The organism is Geodermatophilus sp. SYSU D00815 (genome assembly GCF_054050035.1).
The window spans coordinates 1-17,326 of the sequence record NZ_JBJGYO010000020.1 but is presented as its reverse complement, the minus strand read 5'-3'; the positions used below and the strand labels follow the sequence as shown (position 1 = coordinate 17,326).

The 17,326-nt window shown below is 75.6% G+C and carries 16 protein-coding genes and 1 tRNA gene; 10 read left to right on the top strand and 7 right to left on the bottom strand.

The window, feature by feature from the left end; genetic code table 11:
• Nucleotides 1-78 precede the first annotated feature (78 nt).
• Nucleotides 79-1,716: an ABC-F family ATP-binding cassette domain-containing protein gene (locus ACI78S_RS18645; protein WP_456976065.1), complete on the top strand. Its 1,638-nt coding sequence runs from the start codon at nucleotides 79-81 to the stop codon at nucleotides 1,714-1,716.
• Nucleotides 1,713-2,225 carry a class I SAM-dependent methyltransferase gene (locus ACI78S_RS18640; protein ID WP_456976063.1) on the top strand — a complete coding sequence of 171 codons (513 nt, stop codon included), beginning with the start codon at nucleotides 1,713-1,715 and terminating at the stop codon, nucleotides 2,223-2,225. The genes ACI78S_RS18645 and ACI78S_RS18640 overlap by 4 nt, the downstream gene beginning before the upstream one ends.
• On the opposite strand, the gene ACI78S_RS18635 is transcribed toward ACI78S_RS18640, so the two are convergent.
• Entirely contained in the window at nucleotides 2,212-2,832 is a 621-nt protein-coding gene (locus tag ACI78S_RS18635) for a hypothetical protein (protein ID WP_456976061.1), read from the bottom strand. The two genes, ACI78S_RS18640 and ACI78S_RS18635, sit on opposite strands and share 14 nt — an antisense overlap.
• 126 nt (nucleotides 2,833-2,958) lie before the next feature.
• Between ACI78S_RS18635 and ACI78S_RS18630 the strand changes: the two genes are divergently transcribed.
• Nucleotides 2,959-3,729 carry an SDR family NAD(P)-dependent oxidoreductase gene (locus ACI78S_RS18630; protein ID WP_456976059.1) on the top strand — a complete coding sequence of 257 codons (771 nt, stop codon included), beginning with the start codon at nucleotides 2,959-2,961 and terminating at the stop codon, nucleotides 3,727-3,729.
• Nucleotides 3,730-3,794: 65 nt separating this feature from the next.
• Here the strand turns inward: ACI78S_RS18630 and ACI78S_RS18625 are convergent, their stop codons facing one another.
• The 6 genes from ACI78S_RS18625 to ACI78S_RS18600 all read right to left on the bottom strand — a co-directional run bounded on the left by ACI78S_RS18625 (nucleotide 3,795) and on the right by ACI78S_RS18600 (nucleotide 7,706).
• Nucleotides 3,795-4,091, bottom strand: coding sequence for a hypothetical protein (locus ACI78S_RS18625; RefSeq protein WP_456976057.1), 297 nt, complete (start codon nucleotides 4,089-4,091; stop codon nucleotides 3,795-3,797).
• Nucleotides 4,092-4,146: 55 nt separating this feature from the next.
• A complete protein-coding gene (locus tag ACI78S_RS18620) occupies nucleotides 4,147-4,992 on the bottom strand; it encodes an SDR family oxidoreductase (RefSeq protein ID WP_456976055.1) in 846 nt (281 codons plus the stop codon).
• Between the two features lie 187 nt (nucleotides 4,993-5,179).
• A complete protein-coding gene (locus ACI78S_RS18615) occupies nucleotides 5,180-5,968 on the bottom strand; it encodes a GAF and ANTAR domain-containing protein (RefSeq protein ID WP_456976053.1) in 789 nt (262 codons plus the stop codon).
• Between the two features lie 59 nt (nucleotides 5,969-6,027).
• A tRNA-Arg gene (locus ACI78S_RS18610) sits at nucleotides 6,028-6,099 on the bottom strand.
• Nucleotides 6,100-6,160: 61 nt separating this feature from the next.
• Nucleotides 6,161-6,841, bottom strand: coding sequence for a DUF305 domain-containing protein (locus ACI78S_RS18605; protein WP_456976051.1), 681 nt, complete (start codon nucleotides 6,839-6,841; stop codon nucleotides 6,161-6,163).
• A gap of 7 nt (nucleotides 6,842-6,848) precedes the next feature.
• The gene (locus ACI78S_RS18600; RefSeq protein ID WP_456976049.1) at nucleotides 6,849-7,706 is read right to left on the bottom strand and encodes a DUF3105 domain-containing protein; all 858 of its coding nucleotides are present in this window, start codon (nucleotides 7,704-7,706) and stop codon (nucleotides 6,849-6,851) included.
• Between the two features lie 145 nt (nucleotides 7,707-7,851).
• Between ACI78S_RS18600 and argS the strand changes: the two genes are divergently transcribed.
• The 7 genes from argS to rpmE all read left to right on the top strand — a co-directional run bounded on the left by argS (nucleotide 7,852) and on the right by rpmE (nucleotide 17,152).
• Nucleotides 7,852-9,513 carry an arginine--tRNA ligase gene (gene argS / locus ACI78S_RS18595; RefSeq protein ID WP_456976047.1) on the top strand — a complete coding sequence of 554 codons (1,662 nt, stop codon included), beginning with the start codon at nucleotides 7,852-7,854 and terminating at the stop codon, nucleotides 9,511-9,513.
• A 61-nt stretch (nucleotides 9,514-9,574) separates the two neighbouring features.
• The gene (gene lysA / locus ACI78S_RS18590) at nucleotides 9,575-11,068 is read left to right on the top strand and encodes a diaminopimelate decarboxylase (RefSeq protein WP_456976045.1); all 1,494 of its coding nucleotides are present in this window, start codon (nucleotides 9,575-9,577) and stop codon (nucleotides 11,066-11,068) included.
• A complete protein-coding gene (locus ACI78S_RS18585; RefSeq protein WP_456976043.1) occupies nucleotides 11,065-12,369 on the top strand; it encodes a homoserine dehydrogenase in 1,305 nt (434 codons plus the stop codon). The genes lysA and ACI78S_RS18585 overlap by 4 nt, the downstream gene beginning before the upstream one ends.
• Nucleotides 12,366-13,448, top strand: a complete 1,083-nt coding sequence (gene thrC, locus ACI78S_RS18580) for a threonine synthase (protein WP_456976041.1) — start codon at nucleotides 12,366-12,368, stop codon at nucleotides 13,446-13,448. The genes ACI78S_RS18585 and thrC overlap by 4 nt, the downstream gene beginning before the upstream one ends.
• The gene (gene thrB / locus ACI78S_RS18575; RefSeq protein WP_456976039.1) at nucleotides 13,445-14,353 is read left to right on the top strand and encodes a homoserine kinase; all 909 of its coding nucleotides are present in this window, start codon (nucleotides 13,445-13,447) and stop codon (nucleotides 14,351-14,353) included. Before thrC ends, thrB begins: the two co-directional genes overlap by 4 nt.
• Before the next feature lie 366 nt (nucleotides 14,354-14,719).
• Complete coding sequence (gene rho, locus ACI78S_RS18570) at nucleotides 14,720-16,729, top strand: transcription termination factor Rho (protein WP_456976038.1); 2,010 nt, start codon at nucleotides 14,720-14,722, stop codon at nucleotides 16,727-16,729.
• Nucleotides 16,730-16,927: 198 nt separating this feature from the next.
• A complete protein-coding gene (rpmE, locus tag ACI78S_RS18565) occupies nucleotides 16,928-17,152 on the top strand; it encodes a 50S ribosomal protein L31 (protein ID WP_456542908.1) in 225 nt (74 codons plus the stop codon).
• Nucleotides 17,153-17,326 lie beyond the last annotated feature (174 nt).

The window sequence follows — 17,326 nt, the reverse complement described above, 5'->3', positions numbered from 1 at the left end:
CCGGGCCCGCTACAGTGGTCGCGTGCTGTGACCCGGTGACCGACGTCGTCCGCCTCGATCACCCCGGGAGCACCCCCCATGAGCGCCACCCTCGTCGCGCGCGGCCTGGCCGCCGGCCACGGCGCCCGCGCCCTCTTCTCCGACCTCGACCTCGTCGTCGCCCCCGGCGACGTCGTCGGCCTGGTCGGGGTCAACGGCGCCGGCAAGTCCACGCTGCTGCGCACCCTCGCCGGCGAGCTGCCCGCCGAGTCCGGCAGCGTCGCGCTGTCCCCGCCGACGGCGACCATCGGCTACCTCCCGCAGGAGACCGAGCGGCCGGCGGGGGAGACGGTGCTGGCCACCCTGGCCCGCCGCACCGGCGTCGCGGCGGCCCAGGCGGCCCTCGACGAGGCCACCGCGGCGCTCAGCGAAGGCCGGCCGGGCGCCGACGACGCCTACGGCGACGCGCTCGAGCGCTGGTTGGCGCTCGGCGGCGCCGACCTGGAGGAGCGGGCGGCCGAGGTGGTGGCCGAGGTCGCCCCCGGGATCGCCCTCGACGCCGAGACCGCCGGCCTCTCCGGCGGGCAGGCCGCGCGCGTGGGCCTGGCCGCGCTGCTGCTGGCCCGCTACGACGTCCTGCTGCTCGACGAGCCCACCAACGACCTCGACCTCGCGGGGCTGGCGCAGCTGGAGCGCTTCGTCGAGCAGGCCCGGGCCGGCATCGTCGTGGTCAGCCACGACCGCGAGTTCCTGGCCCGCACCGTCACCCGGGTCGTCGAGCTCGACCTGGCCCAGCAGCTGGTGCGGGTGCACGACGGCGGCTACGAGAGCTACCTGCTCGAGCGCGAGGTGGCCCGGCGGCACGCGCGCGAGGAGTACGAGGAGTACGCCGAGACGAAGGCCGGGCTCGAGGCGCGGGCCCGCATGCAGCGCAACTGGATGGCCAAGGGCGTCCGCGACGCGGTCAAGAAGCAGAAGGACCCCGACAAGTTCATCAAGGCGCACAACCGCGCCAGCGCCGAGAAGCAGGCGGCCAAGGCCCGGCAGACCGAGCGGCTCCTCGAGCGGCTGGAGGTGGTCGAGGAACCGCGCAAGGAGTGGGAGCTGCGGATGCGCATCGCGGCCGCCCCCCGGGCCGGCGCGGTCGTGGCCACGCTGCGCGGCGCGGTGGTGCGCCGCGGCGCCTTCACCCTCGGCCCGGTCGACCTGCAGGTCGACTGGGGCGACCGGGTGGCGATCACCGGCGCCAACGGCTCGGGCAAGACGACACTGCTCGGCGCGCTGCTGGGGCGGGTGCGGCTGGACGAGGGGACGGCGTCGCTGGGGCCGTCGGTGCGGATCGGCGAGATCGACCAGGCCCGCGGCCGCTTCCTCGGCGGCGAACCGCTGCTGGACGCCTTCTCCGCCGAGGTGCCCGACCTGCCCACCGCGGAGGTCCGCACGCTGCTGGCCAAGTTCGGGCTGGTCGCCGACCACGTGCTGCGCCCGGCCGCCACCCTCTCGCCGGGCGAGCGCACCCGCGCCGGCCTCGCCCTGCTGCAGGCACGCGGGGTCAACGTGCTGGTGCTCGACGAGCCCACCAACCACCTCGACCTGCCGGCGATCGAGCAGCTCGAGCAGGCGCTGGCCGGCTACGAGGGCACGCTGCTGCTGGTCACCCACGACCGCCGCATGCTCGAGGCCGTGCGCACGACGCGGCGGCTGGAGGTCGACGGCGGCCGGGTCGCCGAGACGTGACCGGGGTCCCCGCCCGGGTGCGGTGGGCGGTGCAGCTGCTCGACCCGCGCCCCGACGACGTCGTCCTCGAGGTCGGCTGCGGGCCCGGCGTCGCGGCGGACCTGGTCTGCCGGCGGCTGACGACCGGCCGGGTGGTGGCCGTCGACCGGTCGGCGGTCGCCGTCGAGCGCACCGCCCGGCGCAACGCCGCGCACGTCGAGGCCGGCCGGCTGACGGTGGTGCGCGCGACGCTCGCCGGGCTGCAGCTGCCGGCGCACGGCGTCGACCGGGCCTTCTGCGTCGACGTGAACCTGTTCTGGACCGGCGACGCCGCGGCCGAGCTCGCGGTGCTGCGCCACGTCCTGCGGCCGGGCGGGCTGCTCCTGGTCCTCTACGGCGCCGGCGGCCCCACCCGCGCCGACCGGGTGACCGGCGCGGTGACCGCCGCGCTGGAGCGGCACGGGTTCACCGGCGTCGCCCGGGTGGGCTCCGCCGACGGGGTGGGCGTGCGGGCGGTCAGCCGATCGTGACGGCCTCGGAGGTGCCCACCTGCACCAGCCGCGTGACGCCGGTCAGGGGGTCGAGCACGGCCTCCTCCAGCCAGAACACGTAGACGCCGCCACGGGTCAGCCCGGTCACCGTGACGGTGACCGGCTCGCACCCGGCCGGCTGGGCCGCGGTCTGCCGGAGGGGGTCGGGTTGCGCACCGGGCACGATCGTCTGCGACACCGCCTGGACGCGGTAGCCGACGACCTCGGGCCGGCCGTCGGCCATCCAGCTGATCGTCGCCGTGCCGGGCCCGGGCGTGGCGCCGGGGTTGATCCGCACCGGGTTGGTGTAGCCGCCGCAGACCGCGGGCGGCGGCTCGTCCTCGATGCCGACTCCCCGGGGGACCACCGGCGGCACGAACTCGGGCACGGCGGGGCGGGGGACGACGGGGGAGAGGCCGACCTCGGCGGGCTCGGAGAGGTCGGGGACCGGCGGGACGACGCCTCCGGAGTCCAGGAACCAGGTCTGCCCGGCCGCCTGGCGGGTCGCCGCCGCCGGCGCCACGTCCGCGTCGGCCGCCGCGCACCCGGTGAGGGCCGCCGCGCACAGGACGAGGGCGCCGAGCCGTCGCCGTCCGCCCTCGCGCACCCGCCGCCCTCCGTTCGCACCGGGAGCCGATCCCCCCGGGAAGCGTCGGCAGCCCACGCCCCCGACTTGACCCGAGACGCGGCCAACTACGGTGCGGGCAGCGATGGCCAACGAGAGGGGACACGGGTGAGGGACCGCACGATCCTGGATCTGTTCCGGCTGGACGGCCGGGTGGCGATCGTGACGGGGGCCTCCTCGGGGCTCGGCGTCCACTTCGCGCAGGCGCTGGCCGAGGCGGGGGCCGACGTCGTCCTGGCCGCCCGCCGCGAGGACCGGCTGGGGCACGCCCGCGGCCTCGTCGAGGAGGCCGGCCGCCGGGCGCTCACGGTGCGCACCGACGTGGCGGTGCCCGAGGACTGCCAGGCGCTGGTCGACGCGGCGATGGCCGAGTTCGGCAGGGTCGACGTCCTGGTCAACAACGCGGGCATCGGCACCGCCGTCCCGGCCACCCGGGAGACGCCCGAGCAGTTCCGCCAGGTGATCGACGTGAACCTCAACGGCTGCTACTGGATGGCGCAGGCGTGCGGCCGCGTGATGCGGCCCGGCAGCTCGATCGTCAACATCTCGAGCATCCTCGGCCTCACCACCGCCGGGCTGCCGCAGGCGGCGTACGCGGCGAGCAAGGCCGGCCTGATCGGCCTGACCCGCGACCTGGCCCAGCAGTGGACCGGCCGCAAGGGCATCCGGGTGAACGCGCTGGCGCCCGGCTTCTTCGCCTCCGAGATGACCGAGCAGTACCCCGAGGGCTACATCGAGGCGCAGCTCGGCCGCGTGCTCGTCGGCCGGCCCGGCGACCCCGACGAGCTGGCGGCGGCGCTGGTGTTCCTGGTGAGCGACGCGGGCGCCTACGTCACCGGCACCACGCTGCCGGTGGAGGGCGGCCTGCTCACCAGCTGACGCGGCCCCGGCCGTCGTCGCGGATCGGGGAGTCGACGCGGATCGGGGAGTCGACGCGGCGGGGGCTACGCGCGGTCGTCGTCGGCGCCCGCCGCCATCCGGTCGGCCTCCGCGTCGGCGGTGCCCACCGCCTCGCCGCCGTCGGTGGCGCGGTCGGCGTCCACCCCGGCGTCGAGCGCGCCCTCCTCGACGGTGTCCCGCAGCGGGGTGTCGCGGTCGGCGCCCGCGCGCCGGGCGTCCTCGGCCGCGTCGGCGGCGCCGACGGTCTGGCCGTCCTCGGTGGTGCGGTCGACCAGGTCGTCCGTCCCGTCGTCGGGGGGGACGACGGGCGGGACGGAGCCGGAGCTGGACTGGATGGACATCGTCGGCCTCCTGGGGTTCAGCGGCGACCCCCGGCATACCCGGGGAGGACGGTGCTCAGAACGTGGCGTCGCGGGCGACCTGCTCGAGGCCGCGCGCGGGGTGCCCGGTGAGGTCCGGCACGGCGGTGCTGACGCCGGCCAGCTCGCCGGCGGCGATCGCCGTGTACGTCGACACCCAGGCGTCCACCTGCCAGCCCGGCGCCCCGTAGGCGGCGCGCGAGGCGTACGCCTCCTCGACGGTCTCCCGGACGTAGGAGACGGCGCGCCCGGTGGCGCGGGTGAGCACCTCGGCGACCTCCGCGAGGGTCAGCGCCTCGGGCCCGGTGAGGTCGTAGGTGCGCCCCGAGTGCGCCGCCGGGTCCCGCAGCACCGCGACGGCGGCGTCGGCGACGTCGTCCTGCGCGACCGCGGCGACGCGCCCGTCACCGGCCGGACCGCGCAGCGCGCCGTCGGCGCCGACCATCTGCGGGAAGAAGTCGGCGTACAGGTTGTCCCGCAGGAACGTCCACCGCAGGCCGCGGGCGCGGACGTGCTCCTCGGTGGCCCAGTGGTCGCGGGCGAGGGTGAACGTCGCGTCGGGCGCGGCGCCGTAGAAGGAGACGTAGACCAGGTGGCGGACCCCGGCCGCGGCCGCGGCGTCGACGAAGGTGCGGTGCTGGTCGACGCGGTCGGGGGTCTCCGACGCGGAGACCATCAGGACGGTGGGCAGCCCGGCGAGCGCCGCGCGCACCGCCGCCGCGTCGCCGTACGACGCGGGGACGACGTCCGCGCCGGGCAGCCGGGGCGCGCGGGCCGGGTCGCGCACGAGCAGGCGCTGGGACACCCCGGCCGCGGCGAGCCGGCGGGCGACCCGGCCGCCGAGCCGGCCGGTCGCCCCGGTGACGGCCACGGGAACGGTCATGCCCGGACGTTAGGCGACGGCCGCGGACGGACGGCGGACCGGTCCGCCGGCGGCTCGGACCGGGCCGTCGGGCGGCAGGGCGGCCCGGCAGCCCGCTTGTCTGAACTGCCGGGCCTGGGCCGCGCGCCTGCCGGCCGGCGCGTGACCGTGGGTCCACCCTGCCGGTCGCCGGCGCCGGGCGCAGCCCCTACCGCTGGACCTGCGGCCGCGGACCGGGCAGCGCGCCCGTCCGGCACAGCTCCTCGGCGATGTCGACCACCCGGCGGTTGGTGTGCGACGAGGCCCGGGCCAGCATGGTGAACGCCTGGTCCGCGGGGACCTTGAAGCGTTCCATGAGGATGCCCTTCGCCTGGCCGATCAGGTCGCGGCTGGCCACGGCGGCCCTGAGGTTCGCCTCCTCCCGGGCCCCGGCGAGCGCGATCGAGGCGTGGCTGGCGAAGACCAGCCCGACCGACTCGGACTCCTCGCCGAAGGCGTGCGGTTCGCCGGCGTAGAGGTTGAGCGCACCCATGTTGTCGCCGGTGACGAAGAGCTGGAACGACAGCAGGCTGCCCAGCCCGGCCTCGGCGGCCGCGCGGGGGAAGCGTGTCCAGCGCTCCTCCCGGTCGACGTCGTCGATGCGCACCGTCTGCTGCTCCCACACCGCGTCCAGGCAGGGCCCCTCGCCGAGCTCCTCCTGCAACCGGTCGATGCGGCGCGGCAGGGCGCCCGTGGGGGCGCGGGACTCGACCGTCCGGCGGCCGATCACCAGGGTGATGCCGCACGCGTCGGTGCCCGGGACCGAGGTCACCGCCGCCGCGGTGATGGCATGCAGGGTGGCCTCGACGTCGCCGTGCTCCTGCTGCAGCGCCCGGGCCACCTGCCCCATGACCTCGCCCAGGTGCGACAGCCCGGTCGCCGGGCCGGACCCGGACGCCGGACGCTGCCGCTCCTCGCTCTGGGCCGAGCGACCCGCCCGGTCGGGGATGTGGGACATGGAGCGCACGGTAGGCCACGGGGTGCGGCCCCGGAACGGGCCGACCGCGGAGGTCGGAGTGCCCCCGGCAGGATTCGAACCTGCGCACCCGCCTCCGGAGGGCGGTGCTCTATCCCCTGAGCTACGGGGGCTCGTGTCGGTGGGGCAGGGGAGAAGTTACCAGCCGCCCCCGACCGTCCTGCGCACCGCCCGTCAGGGAGCGGGCAGCGGCGTGCCGCCGAGCGCGGTCAGCATCCCGGCCATGGTCGTCGTCTCGGCGTCCTGGGTCTGGGCGATCGACCGGGCCAGGGACCGCACCGCGGGCTCCCGGGCGTGCTCGGCGGCGTACCGCGCCATGTCGAACCCGCCCTGGTGGTGCCGGATCATCAGCTGCAGGAAGCGGACGTCGAACGCCGTCCCCTCCAGCGACCGCAGCTCGGCGAGCTCGTCCTCGGTCGCCATGCCGGGCATCAGCCCGCCCGGCGCCGCGCCGTGGTCGTGACCGGAGGAGCCCATCCACGCCATGGGCTCGTCGCCGTTCTGCGGCAGACCCCACAGCGACAGCCAGCCCTGCATCCGGCCGGCCTGGTTGGTCTGGGTCGAGGAGATGTCGAACGCCAGCTGCCGGACCTCGGGGTCCGTCGCCCGGTCGAGGGCGAGGTTGGCCATCTCCACGCCCTGCAGGTGGTGGCGGGACATGTCGCGGGAGAAGCCGGCGTCGACCGAGTCGGTCGTGGGCGCCTCGTCCCGGCCGATGCCCAGGGCGACGGCGCCACCGGCACCGAGCAGCACCAGCGCGACGCCGATCACCGCGAGCAGCGCGGCCCGCAGCCGGCGGCCGCTCGGCGCGCCGGCCGGCGGCGCCCCGGCGGTCTCGACGGGCTCGGCGGTCATCGTCATCTCACGGGGTGCCGGTGCTGCCGGCGGTCGGGGTGGTGGCCATGTCGCTGGAGCCGACCGGGGCGCTCTCCTCGCCCGCGACGAGCGGGCTGGCGGCGAACTGCGGGTTCTCGCAGCTGGCGCCGATCTCGGGGTAGGCCAGCTCGTTGCGCTCGTCGTCGTCGCCGTAGGGGGTGGCGTTGAAGGTCATGAGGTCGGCGAACTGCTCGATCCGCTCGTCGCCGGCCGAGTCCACCTTGAGCTGGTGGTTCCACGACTGCAGGCTCACGGCGGAGTCGAGACCCGCGTACGGCGACAGCATCCGGCCCGCCTCGCCGTCGACCAGCTCGGCGAGCCGGTCGATGTCCTCCTGGCCCACCAGGTCGGGGTTGTAGGTGATCCAGACGGCGCCGTGCTCGAGGCTGTGCACCGCGTTCTCGTGCCGGACGTCGACGTCGTAGACGGTGCCGGTGCAGTCGGCCCAGACGCCGTCGTGCGGGCCGCCGACCGGTGGCGACTCCGTGTAGTCGACCGGGGTGGTGACGTGCTGCTGGCCGGCGGCGTACTCGGTGGCCTGCACGCCGTCGATCTGGGTGATCGAGGTGACGCGGTCCTCGTTGGCCCGGTTCACCTGCACCGTCGCGTAGGTGATGACGGCGGCGGCGAAGACGACGACGGCGATGGCGGCGGCGATCAGGCCCCAGGGCTTGCGCTGCGCGGTCACGACCTGCGTCGGCGGGCGGGTGCGGCCGCCCTTGCGCGCGGTGCCGGTGCCGGCCGACCGCGAGCCGTTCGTGCCGCCGGACCGGCTCGACCCCCCGCGGGTCTCGCCGCGCGTCGCGCGGGCGCTGTCGGGCTTGCGGTCCTTGGCCAATGCCACTCCTCGTGCTGGGCGCGTGCGCGCCGCTCCGGTCGGGCGCGGACGCCCCCTTCTCGCGCGGGAGTCTAGGTCGGCGAGCTGTGGGTGCCGCGGAACCGCAGGACCGACGGCGGGGCCGCGGGGAGCGGCTCAGTACGCTCGACGGGTGACACCCGAGCAGCTGCGCGACGTCGTCCGGACCGCTGTGGCCGCGGCCGTCGACCGCGGCGCGCTGTCGGTCGAGGTCCCCGCCGACGTCCTCGTCGAACGACCGAAGAACCCCGAGCACGGCGACTACGCCACCAACGTGGCGCTGCGCCTGGCCAAGGCCGCCGGGCGCCCGCCCCGCGAGGTGGCCGAGGTGCTGGCCGAGGAGCTGCGCGCGCACGACGGCATCGCGTCGGTCGACATCGCCGGTCCGGGCTTCCTCAACCTCGTGCTGGCCAAGGACGCCCTGGGGCAGATCGCCGTGCGCGCGGTGACGGCCGGGGAGGACTACGGCCGCACCGACGTGCTGGCCGGGCAGCGGCTGAACCTGGAGTTCGTCTCGGCCAACCCCACCGGCCCGGTGCACATCGGCGGCAGCCGGTGGGCGGCGGTCGGCGACGCCATCGGCCGGTTGCTGGAGGTCAGCGGCGCCGAGGTCACCCGCGAGTACTACATCAACGACGCCGGCGCCCAGATCGACCGGTTCGCGCGCAGCCTGCAGGCCGCGGCGCAGGGCCGGCCGGTGCCCGAGGACGGCTACGGCGGCACCTACATCGCCGACATCGCCGCGCAGGTGCAGGCCGCGGTCCCCGACGTGCTCGAGCGGGACGACGACGCGCAGCTGCGCGTGTTCCGCGACCGCGGCGTCGCGCTGATGCTCGCCGAGATCCGCCGGTCGATGGAGGACTTCGGCGTCGCCTTCGACGTGTGGTTCAGCGAGAAGTCGCTGGTCGACAGCGGCGCGCTGGAGAAGGCGCTGGCCCGGTTGCGGGAGCAGGGGCACGTCTACGAGGCCGACGGCGCGGTGTGGCTGCGCACCACCGACTTCGGCGACGACAAGGACCGCGTGCTGGTCAAGGCCGACGGCGAGACGACGTACTTCGCCTCCGACTGCGCCTACTACCTCGACAAGCGGGCCCGCGGCTTCGACAAGGCCGTGATCATGCTCGGCGCCGACCACTCCGGCTACGTCGGCCGGTACAAGGCGCTGGTGGCCGCCACCGGCGACGCCCCCGACGAGCACCTCGAGATCCTGCTCGGCCAGCTGGTCAACCTCCTGCAGGGCGGCGAGCCGGTCCGCATGAGCAAGCGGGCCGGCACGATCGTGCTGCTGTCCGACCTGGTCGACGCGATCGGCGTCGACGCCGCGCGGTACGCGCTGGCCCGGGCGTCGGTCGACCAGCAGATCGACATCGACATCGACCTGTGGAGCCGGCAGACCAACGACAACCCGGTCTTCTACGTGCAGTACGCGCACGCCCGGATCTCCTCCGTGCTGCGCAACGCCGCCGACCTGGGGCTGCCGCTCGGCGAGGCCGCCGACGTCGACCCGGCCCAGCTGTCGCACCCGCGCGAGGGCGACCTGCTGCGGGCCATCGGCGAGTTCCCGCGCGTGGTGTCGACGGCGGCCGAACTGCGGGCGCCGCACCGGGTGGCCCGCTACCTGGAGGAGCTGGCCGGCACCTACCACCGGTTCTACGACAACTGCCGGGTGCTGCCGCGCGGCGACGAGGAGGCGACCGCGCTGAACACCGCCCGGCTGTGGCTGTGCGCCGCGACCGCGGTGGTGCTGCGCAACGGCCTCGGGGTGCTGGGCGTGAGCGCGCCGGAGCGGATGTGACCATGCGACCCGCAGGACCGCTGACCGACGGCCGGCCCGCGCGACGGTGCGGGGGCGAGCGGTGAGGGCGCACCCGGCGGGGCCCCTGCACGGGAACCTGCAGCAGCCGACGCCGGCCGGCCCCCCGCCGGCCGACCTCGGCGTCGTCGACCCGCACGTCTGGCCGCGCACCGCCGAGCGGGTCGACGGCGAGCTGCACCTGGGCGGCCGCCCGGTCACCGAGCTGGCCCGCGAGCACGGCACCCCGCTGTTCGTCCTCGACGAGGCCGACTTCCGCGGCCGCGCCGCCGACTTCGCCGCGGCCTTCGCCGGCGCCGACGTGCACTACGCGTCCAAGGCCTTCCTGTGCGGGCAGGTCGCCCGCTGGATCGCCGAGGACGGCCTGCACCTCGACGCCTGCTCGGGCAACGAGCTGGCCCTGGCGCTGGCGGCCGGCTTCCCGGCCGAGCGGATCGCCCTGCACGGCAACAACAAGTCGCTGGTCGAGCTGCGCACGGCGGTCGAGGCCCGGATCGGCCGGATCGTGCTCGACTCCTTCGACGAGGTCGAGCGGCTGGTCCCGCTGGCCGCCGCGCGGGTGGCCGCGGGCGGCGCCCCGGTGCCGGTGCTGGTCCGCGCCACCGTCGGCATCGAGGCGCACACCCACGAGTTCATCGCCACCGCCCACGAGGACCAGAAGTTCGGCTTCTCCCTGGCCACGGGCGACGCCCTGACCGCCGCGGTCCGGGTGATCCGCGAGCCGGCGCTGCACCTGGCGGGCCTGCACAGCCACATCGGCTCGCAGATCTTCGACACCGCCGGGTTCGAGGCCGCCGCGCACCGGGTGGTGGGGCTGCTCGCGCAGGTGCGGCAGGCGACGGGGGAGACCCTCGGGGAGCTGAACCTCGGCGGCGGCTTCGGCATCGCCTACCTCTCCGACGACGACCCGGTGAGCCCGCACGACGTGGCGGGCAAGCTGCGCGCCGTCGTCGCGGCCGAGTGCGCGGCGCTCGACCTGCCGGTGCCGCGGCTGGCCGTGGAGCCGGGCCGCGCGATCGCCGGCCCGGGCACGGTCACGCTGTACGAGATCGGCACGATCAAGCCGGTGCGGCTGGGCGCCAGCGGCACCCCGGGCGCCCCGCTGGTGCGCAACTACGTCTCCGTCGACGGCGGGATGAGCGACAACATCCGCACCGCGCTCTACGACGCGGCCTACACCTGCGTGCTGGCGAACCGGACCTCCGACGCCCCGCCGGCGCTGTGCCGGGTGGTGGGCAAGCACTGCGAGAGCGGCGACATCCTGGTCCGCGACCTGTGGCTGCCCTCCGACGTGCAGCCCGGCGACCTGCTGGCGGTCGCCGCCACCGGCGCCTACTGCTGGTCGATGGCGAGCAACTACAACTACCTGCTGAAGCCCCCGGTGGTCGCTGTGCGGAACGGCACGGCCACGGAGGTCGTCCGGCGTCAGACACTGTCGGACGTGTTCGCCCTCGACGCCGTGCTGGCCGACGTGCCCGCGCCCTCGCCCGCCCTCGACCAGCCGGCACCGGAGCACCCCGTGGGGGTGCGGTCGTGAGGCCGCTGCGCGTGGCCCTGCTGGGCTGCGGGACGGTCGGGTCCGCGGTGCTGCGCCTGATGGAGGAGCAGGCCGAGGACCTCGCCGCCCGGATCGGCCGCCGGGCCGAGGTGGTCGGCGTCGCCGTCCGCCGTCCCGACCACCACCCCGACGTGCCGGCGCACCTGCTCACCACCGACGCCGAGGCGCTGGTCACCCGCGACGACGTCGACCTCGTCGTGGAGGTCATCGGCGGCATCGAGCCGGCGCGCACGCTGCTGCTGGCCGCCTTCGAGGCCGGCAAGTCCGTCGTCAGCGCCAACAAGGCGCTGCTCGCCGAGGACGGCGTCGCGCTGCACGCCGCCGCGGCGAAGGCCGGCGTCGACCTGTACTACGAGGCCGCGGTGGCCGGCGCGATCCCCCTCCTGCGCCCGCTGCGGGAGTCGCTCGCCGGTGACCAGCTGCGCCGGGTCGTCGGCATCGTCAACGGGACGACGAACTACATCCTCTCCCGCATGGCCGAGACCGGCGCGGGGTTCACCGAGGCGCTGGCCGAGGCCACCGAGCTGGGCTACGCCGAGGCCGACCCGACCGCCGACGTCGACGGCTTCGACGCCGCGGCCAAGGCGGCGATCCTCGCCTCGCTGGCCTTCCACACGCCGGTCGCGGCCACCGACGTCTACCGCGAGGGCATCTCCGCGGTGACCGCCAGCGACGTCGCCCGCGCCGCCGAGATCGGCTGCGTGGTCAAGCTGCTGGCCATCTGCGAGCGGGTCCCGGGCCGCGGCGCCGACGACGCGGAGGGCGACTCGGTCGCCGTGCGGGTGCACCCGGCGATGATCCCCACCAGCCACCCGCTCGCCGGCGTGAACGGGGCGTTCAACGCCGTCTACGTCGAGGCGGAGGCGGCCGGGCAGCTCATGTTCTACGGGCAGGGCGCCGGTGGCGAGCCCACCGCCAGCGCCGTCCTGGGCGACCTGGTCGCCGTGGCCCGCAACCGGCTGGCCGGCGCCCCGGGCCCGGCGGTCACCTCCTACGCCGGCCTGCCCGCGCGGCCGATCGCCGAGACGCCGACCCGCTACCACGTCAGCCTCGACGTGGCCGACCGGCCGGGCGTGCTCTCCGCGGTCGCGCACGAGTTCGCCCAGCACGACGTCAGCATCGCCACGGTCCGCCAGGACGGGCACGGGGACGCCGCGACGCTCGTGATCGTCACCCACAGCGCCCCCGACGCCGCCCTCTCGGCGACGGTCGCCGCGCTGCAGGGGATGCCCGCCGTCCGCGGGGTGACCAGCGTGCTGCGCGTGGAGGGGCTGCAATGACAGGGACGCCGGTGCGCGGCGCCGTCTCGCCGTTCTGGCCGGGGCTGATCGAGGCCTACCGCTCGCGGCTGCCGGTGAGCCACACCACCCCGGTCGTCACGCTGCAGGAGGGCGCGACGCCGCTGGTGCCGGCGCCGGAGCTGTCCCGGCGCACCGGCTGCGAGGTCTACCTCAAGGTCGAGGGCGCCAACCCGACCGGGTCGTTCAAGGACCGCGGCATGACGATGGCCATCACCAAGGCCGTCGAGGAGGGCTCGCAGGCGGTCATCTGCGCCTCCACCGGCAACACCAGCGCCAGCGCCGCCGCCTACGCCGCCCGCGCCGGGCTGGTCTGCGCCGTCCTGGTCCCGCAGGGCAAGATCGCCACCGGCAAGCTCGCCCAGGCGCTGGTCCACGGCGCCCAGCTGCTGCAGGTGCAGGGCAACTTCGACGACTGCCTGGCGCTGGCGAGCAAGCTGGCGATCGACTACCCGGTCAGCCTGGTCAACAGCGTCAACCAGTACCGCATCGAGGGGCAGAAGACCGCCTCGTTCGAGGTCGTCGACGTCCTCGGGGACGCGCCCGACATCCACTGCCTGCCGGTCGGCAACGCCGGCAACATCACCGCCTACTGGCAGGGCTACCGCGAGTACGCCGCCGACGGGACGGCGACGAAGCTGCCGCGGATGTGGGGCTTCCAGGCCGCGGGCGCCGCGCCGATCGTCACCGGCAGGGTCGTCGAGCAGCCGTCGACCATCGCGACGGCGATCCGGATCGGCAACCCCGCGTCGTGGACCAAGGCCCTGGCCGCCCGCGACGAGTCCGGCGGCCGCATCGACGCGGTCACCGACCGGGCGATCCTCGCCGCCTACCGGCTGCTCGCGCGCAAGGAGGCGGTGTTCGTCGAGCCGGCGTCGGCCGCCTCGGTCGCCGGGCTGCTGCAGGTCGCCGAGGCGGGGGAGCTGCCGGCCGGCTCCCGCGTCGTCTGCACCGTCACCGGCAACGGGCTCAAGGACCCGGAGTGGGCCATCTCCGGTGCGCCCGCGCCGGTGTCGATCCCGGTCGACGCCGCCGCGGCCGCCGCCCAGCTGGGCCTGTGAGCACCTCCGTCCGGGTCCGGGTGCCCGCGACCAGCGCGAACCTGGGGCCCGCCTTCGACTGCGCCGGCCTGGCGCTGCGGCTGCACGACGTCGTCGAGTTCGCCGAGACCGACGGCGGGCTGTCCGTCGAGGTGAGCGGGGTCGGCGCCGGTGAGCTGCCCGCCGACGGGTCGCACCTGGTGGTCCGCGCGTTCCGGGCCGCCTGCGACGAGCTCGGCTGGGCCCCGCCGGGCCTGCGGGTGGTGGCGGCCAACGGGATCCCGCAGGGGCGCGGGCTGGGCTCGTCGGCGGCCGCGGTCGTCGCCGGCGTCGTCGGCGCCTGGGCGCTGTGCCCCGACGTCGAGGCGATCGACCTCGAGGCCGTCCTCCGGCTCACCACCGAGCTCGAGGGCCACCCCGACAACGTGGCCGCCTGCGTGCTCGGCGGCGCCACGCTGTCGTGGCTGACGGCGCAGGGCGCCCGCGCCGCCACCGTCGACGTCGGCCCGGACGTCCTGCCGGTCGTCCTGGTCCCCGACGCGACGCTGTCCACGCACGTGGCCCGGGGGCTGCTGCCGGAGGCGGTGCCGCACGCCGACGCGGCGTTCAACGCCGGGCGGGCCGCGCTGCTGGTGCACGCGCTCTCCGCCGAACCGGCGTACCTGCTCGAGGCCACCGAGGACCGGCTGCACCAGCGGCAGCGCGGCACGGCGATGCCGGAGTCGCTCGCGCTCGTCGACCGGCTGCGGGAGGCCGGGCACGCCGCCGTGGTCTCCGGCGCGGGGCCGAGCGTGCTGGTGCTGGCCCGGCGCGCCACCGCCGCGGCGGTGAGCGATCTCACCCCGGCGGGGTGGTGGGCGCTGCCGCTCGAGGTGGACCGCGGCGGAGCGCGCGTACTCTCGGAGCGGGCCGAGGTATCGTCCTGATAACGAGGAACACGCCGGGTCCCACCGGTGTTGTCGTGTCCGTGGGTCGCGTCTAGGCTCACGGCGTAGCCGCCCCCAGGGGCGAGCCTCGCGCGGGGCGTTGCTGACGATCCATCCGTCGCCGCTGATCCGCCTCGCACCCATCGGACTCGTTTCCTCTGGCGTCCCCACTTCCCCACGGAGCCGGCGGGAACGGGTCACCTCCTGCGCCAGTGGGCGCAGGTCACCGCAGGGAAGGACCTGTACGTGAGTGAAAGCACAGACCTCGTCGTGACCGGTGCGCAGGACGCCTCCGGCTCGAGCGAGGCACCTGCCGCTTCTGGGACGGCGGGGCGTTCCCGTCGCCGCGGCAGCGGGCTGGCCGGGATGCTGCTGCCCGAGCTGCAGCGGCTGGCCGCCGAACTGGGCATCACCGGGATCGCCCGGATGCGCAAGGGCGACCTGGTCGCCGCCATCTCCGCCCGCCAGGTCGGCGGCGAGGCCAACGGCTCGGTGCCGGCGCCCGCCGCCTCCACCGAGGGCACCGTCAACGGGCGCACCGGCGCCCCCACCTCGGCCGAGCCGCTGGAGGCACCGGTCAGCGGCGGCGCCAACTCCGGCCCCGTCGTGGGCGAGACCGCCGCCCCGGCCCGCCGGCGCCGCGGCGCCAGCCGGCCCGCCGGCTCCCCGACCGCCGAGGGCGGCGCCGAGGCCCCGGCCGCCGAGAGCCCGGCGCCCGCGCAGAGCACCGCACCGGCGGAGAGCGCGGCGCCCGCCGAGAGCGCGGCGTCGACCGAGGCCACCGCGCCGGCGGAGGAGCGCGCCGAGGGCGACCGCCCGCAGCGCGGCCGCAACCGCAACCGTGACGGGCGCGACGGCGCGGAGCGCGCCGAGGGCGACCGCCAGCGCACCCGCGACGGCGGCGAGCGCGCCGAGGGCGACCGCCAGCGCACCCGCGACGGCGGTGACCGCGCCGAGGGCGACCGCCAGCGCACCCGCGACGGCGACCGGTCGGGCAACCGCGCCGACAACCGGGACGGCAACCGTGGCCCCGACCGCGGTGACCGCACCGACCGCGGCGGGCGGCCCGACAACCGCACCGACAACCGCACCGACGGCGGGCGCAACGAGCGCAACGACCGCGACGAGGACGACGACGACTTCGAGGGCGGCCGCGGCCGGCGCGGGCGCCGCTACCGCGACCGCAACCGGCGCGGCCGGGACCGCTTCGAGCAGACCGAGCCGACCATCAGCGAGGACGACGTCCTGCTGCCGGTCGCCGGCATCCTCGACGTGCTGGACAACTACGCGTTCGTCCGCACCTCGGGCTACCTGACCGGGCCCAACGACGTCTACGTCTCGCTGTCCCAGGTGCGCCGCTACGGCCTGCGCCGAGGCGACGCCATCACCGGCGCCGTCCGCCAGCCCCGCGAGGGCGAGCGCAAGGACAAGTACAACGCCCTCGTCCGGCTCGACACGGTCAACGGCCTGGAGCCCGAGCAGGCGCGCCAGCGCCCCGAGTTCCACAAGCTGACCCCGCTCTACCCGCAGGAGCGCCTGCGGCTGGAGACCGAGTCGCACCAGCTGACCACCCGGGTCATCGACCTGGTCATGCCGATCGGCAAGGGGCAGCGCGCGCTGATCGTCTCGCCGCCCAAGGCCGGCAAGACGATGGTGCTGCAGGCGATCGCCAACGCGATCACCCGCAACAACCCCGAGTGCCACCTCATGGTCGTCCTCGTCGACGAGCGGCCCGAGGAGGTCACCGACATGCAGCGCTCGGTGAAGGGCGAGGTCATCGCCTCGACCTTCGACCGGCCGCCGTCGGACCACACCACGGTCGCCGAGCTGTCCATCGAGCGGGCCAAGCGCCTGGTCGAGATGGGCCACGACGTCGTCGTCCTGCTCGACTCGATCACCCGCCTGGGCCGGGCCTACAACCTGGCGGCCCCGGCCAGCGGGCGGATCCTGTCCGGTGGTGTCGACTCGACGGCGCTGTACCCGCCGAAGCGGTTCCTGGGTGCGGCCCGCAACATCGAGCACGGCGGCTCGCTGACGATCATCGCCTCGGCGCTGGTCGAGACCGGGTCCACGATGGACACGGTCATCTTCGAGGAGTTCAAGGGCACGGGCAACGCGGAGATCAAGCTCGACCGCCGGCTGGCGGACAAGCGGGTCTTCCCGGCCGTGGACGTCAACGCGTCGGGCACGCGCAAGGAGGAGATCCTCATGTCGCCCGACGAGCTGGCCATCCTCATCAAGCTGCGGCGGGTGCTCTCAGCCCTGGAGCCGCAGCAGGCCCTCGAGCTGCTGCTCGACAAGCTGCGCAAGACGCGCAACAACGTCGAGTTCCTCATGCAGATCCAGAAGACCACGCTGGGCCCGGGCAACGAGTAAGGACCCTCCTGCCCCCCGACCCGCGCTGACGCTCGGGCCGGGACCCTGCAGGAGGGCCGTTCCAGGACCTCCCCACCGGCGGGCTCCGCGGATCAGGGATACTGGTCGGCCGAGCCCGCCGGGCGGGGGCGGAATGCACCGCCGTCCGCCCGCGTTCCACCCGGTGAACCGCACAGACTTCGCAGAAGAGGCGACTTCATGAAGCCCGACATCCACCCGGCCTACAACGTCACCACCGTGACCTGCGGCTGTGGCAACACGTTCCAGACCCGCAGCACCGCCCCGAACGGTCAGCTGACCGTCGAGGTCTGCTCGGCCTGCCACCCCTTCTACACCGGCAAGCAGAAGATCCTCGACACCGGTGGCCGCGTCGCTCGCTTCGAGAAGCGGTTCGGCAAGCGCACCGCCGGCGCCGGCAAGTAGCGACCCCGACGGCGCCCGTGCCCACCCGAGAGGGTGGGGACGGGCGCCGTCGCCGTGTCCGCACCCGTCCCCGGGGGGTACGGGTCCCGAAGCCCCCCCACCCACCCGGCCCTTTGGTACGGACCCACCCCCCCCCCCACAACCAAAAACACACACCACCCCACCCCGACCCAC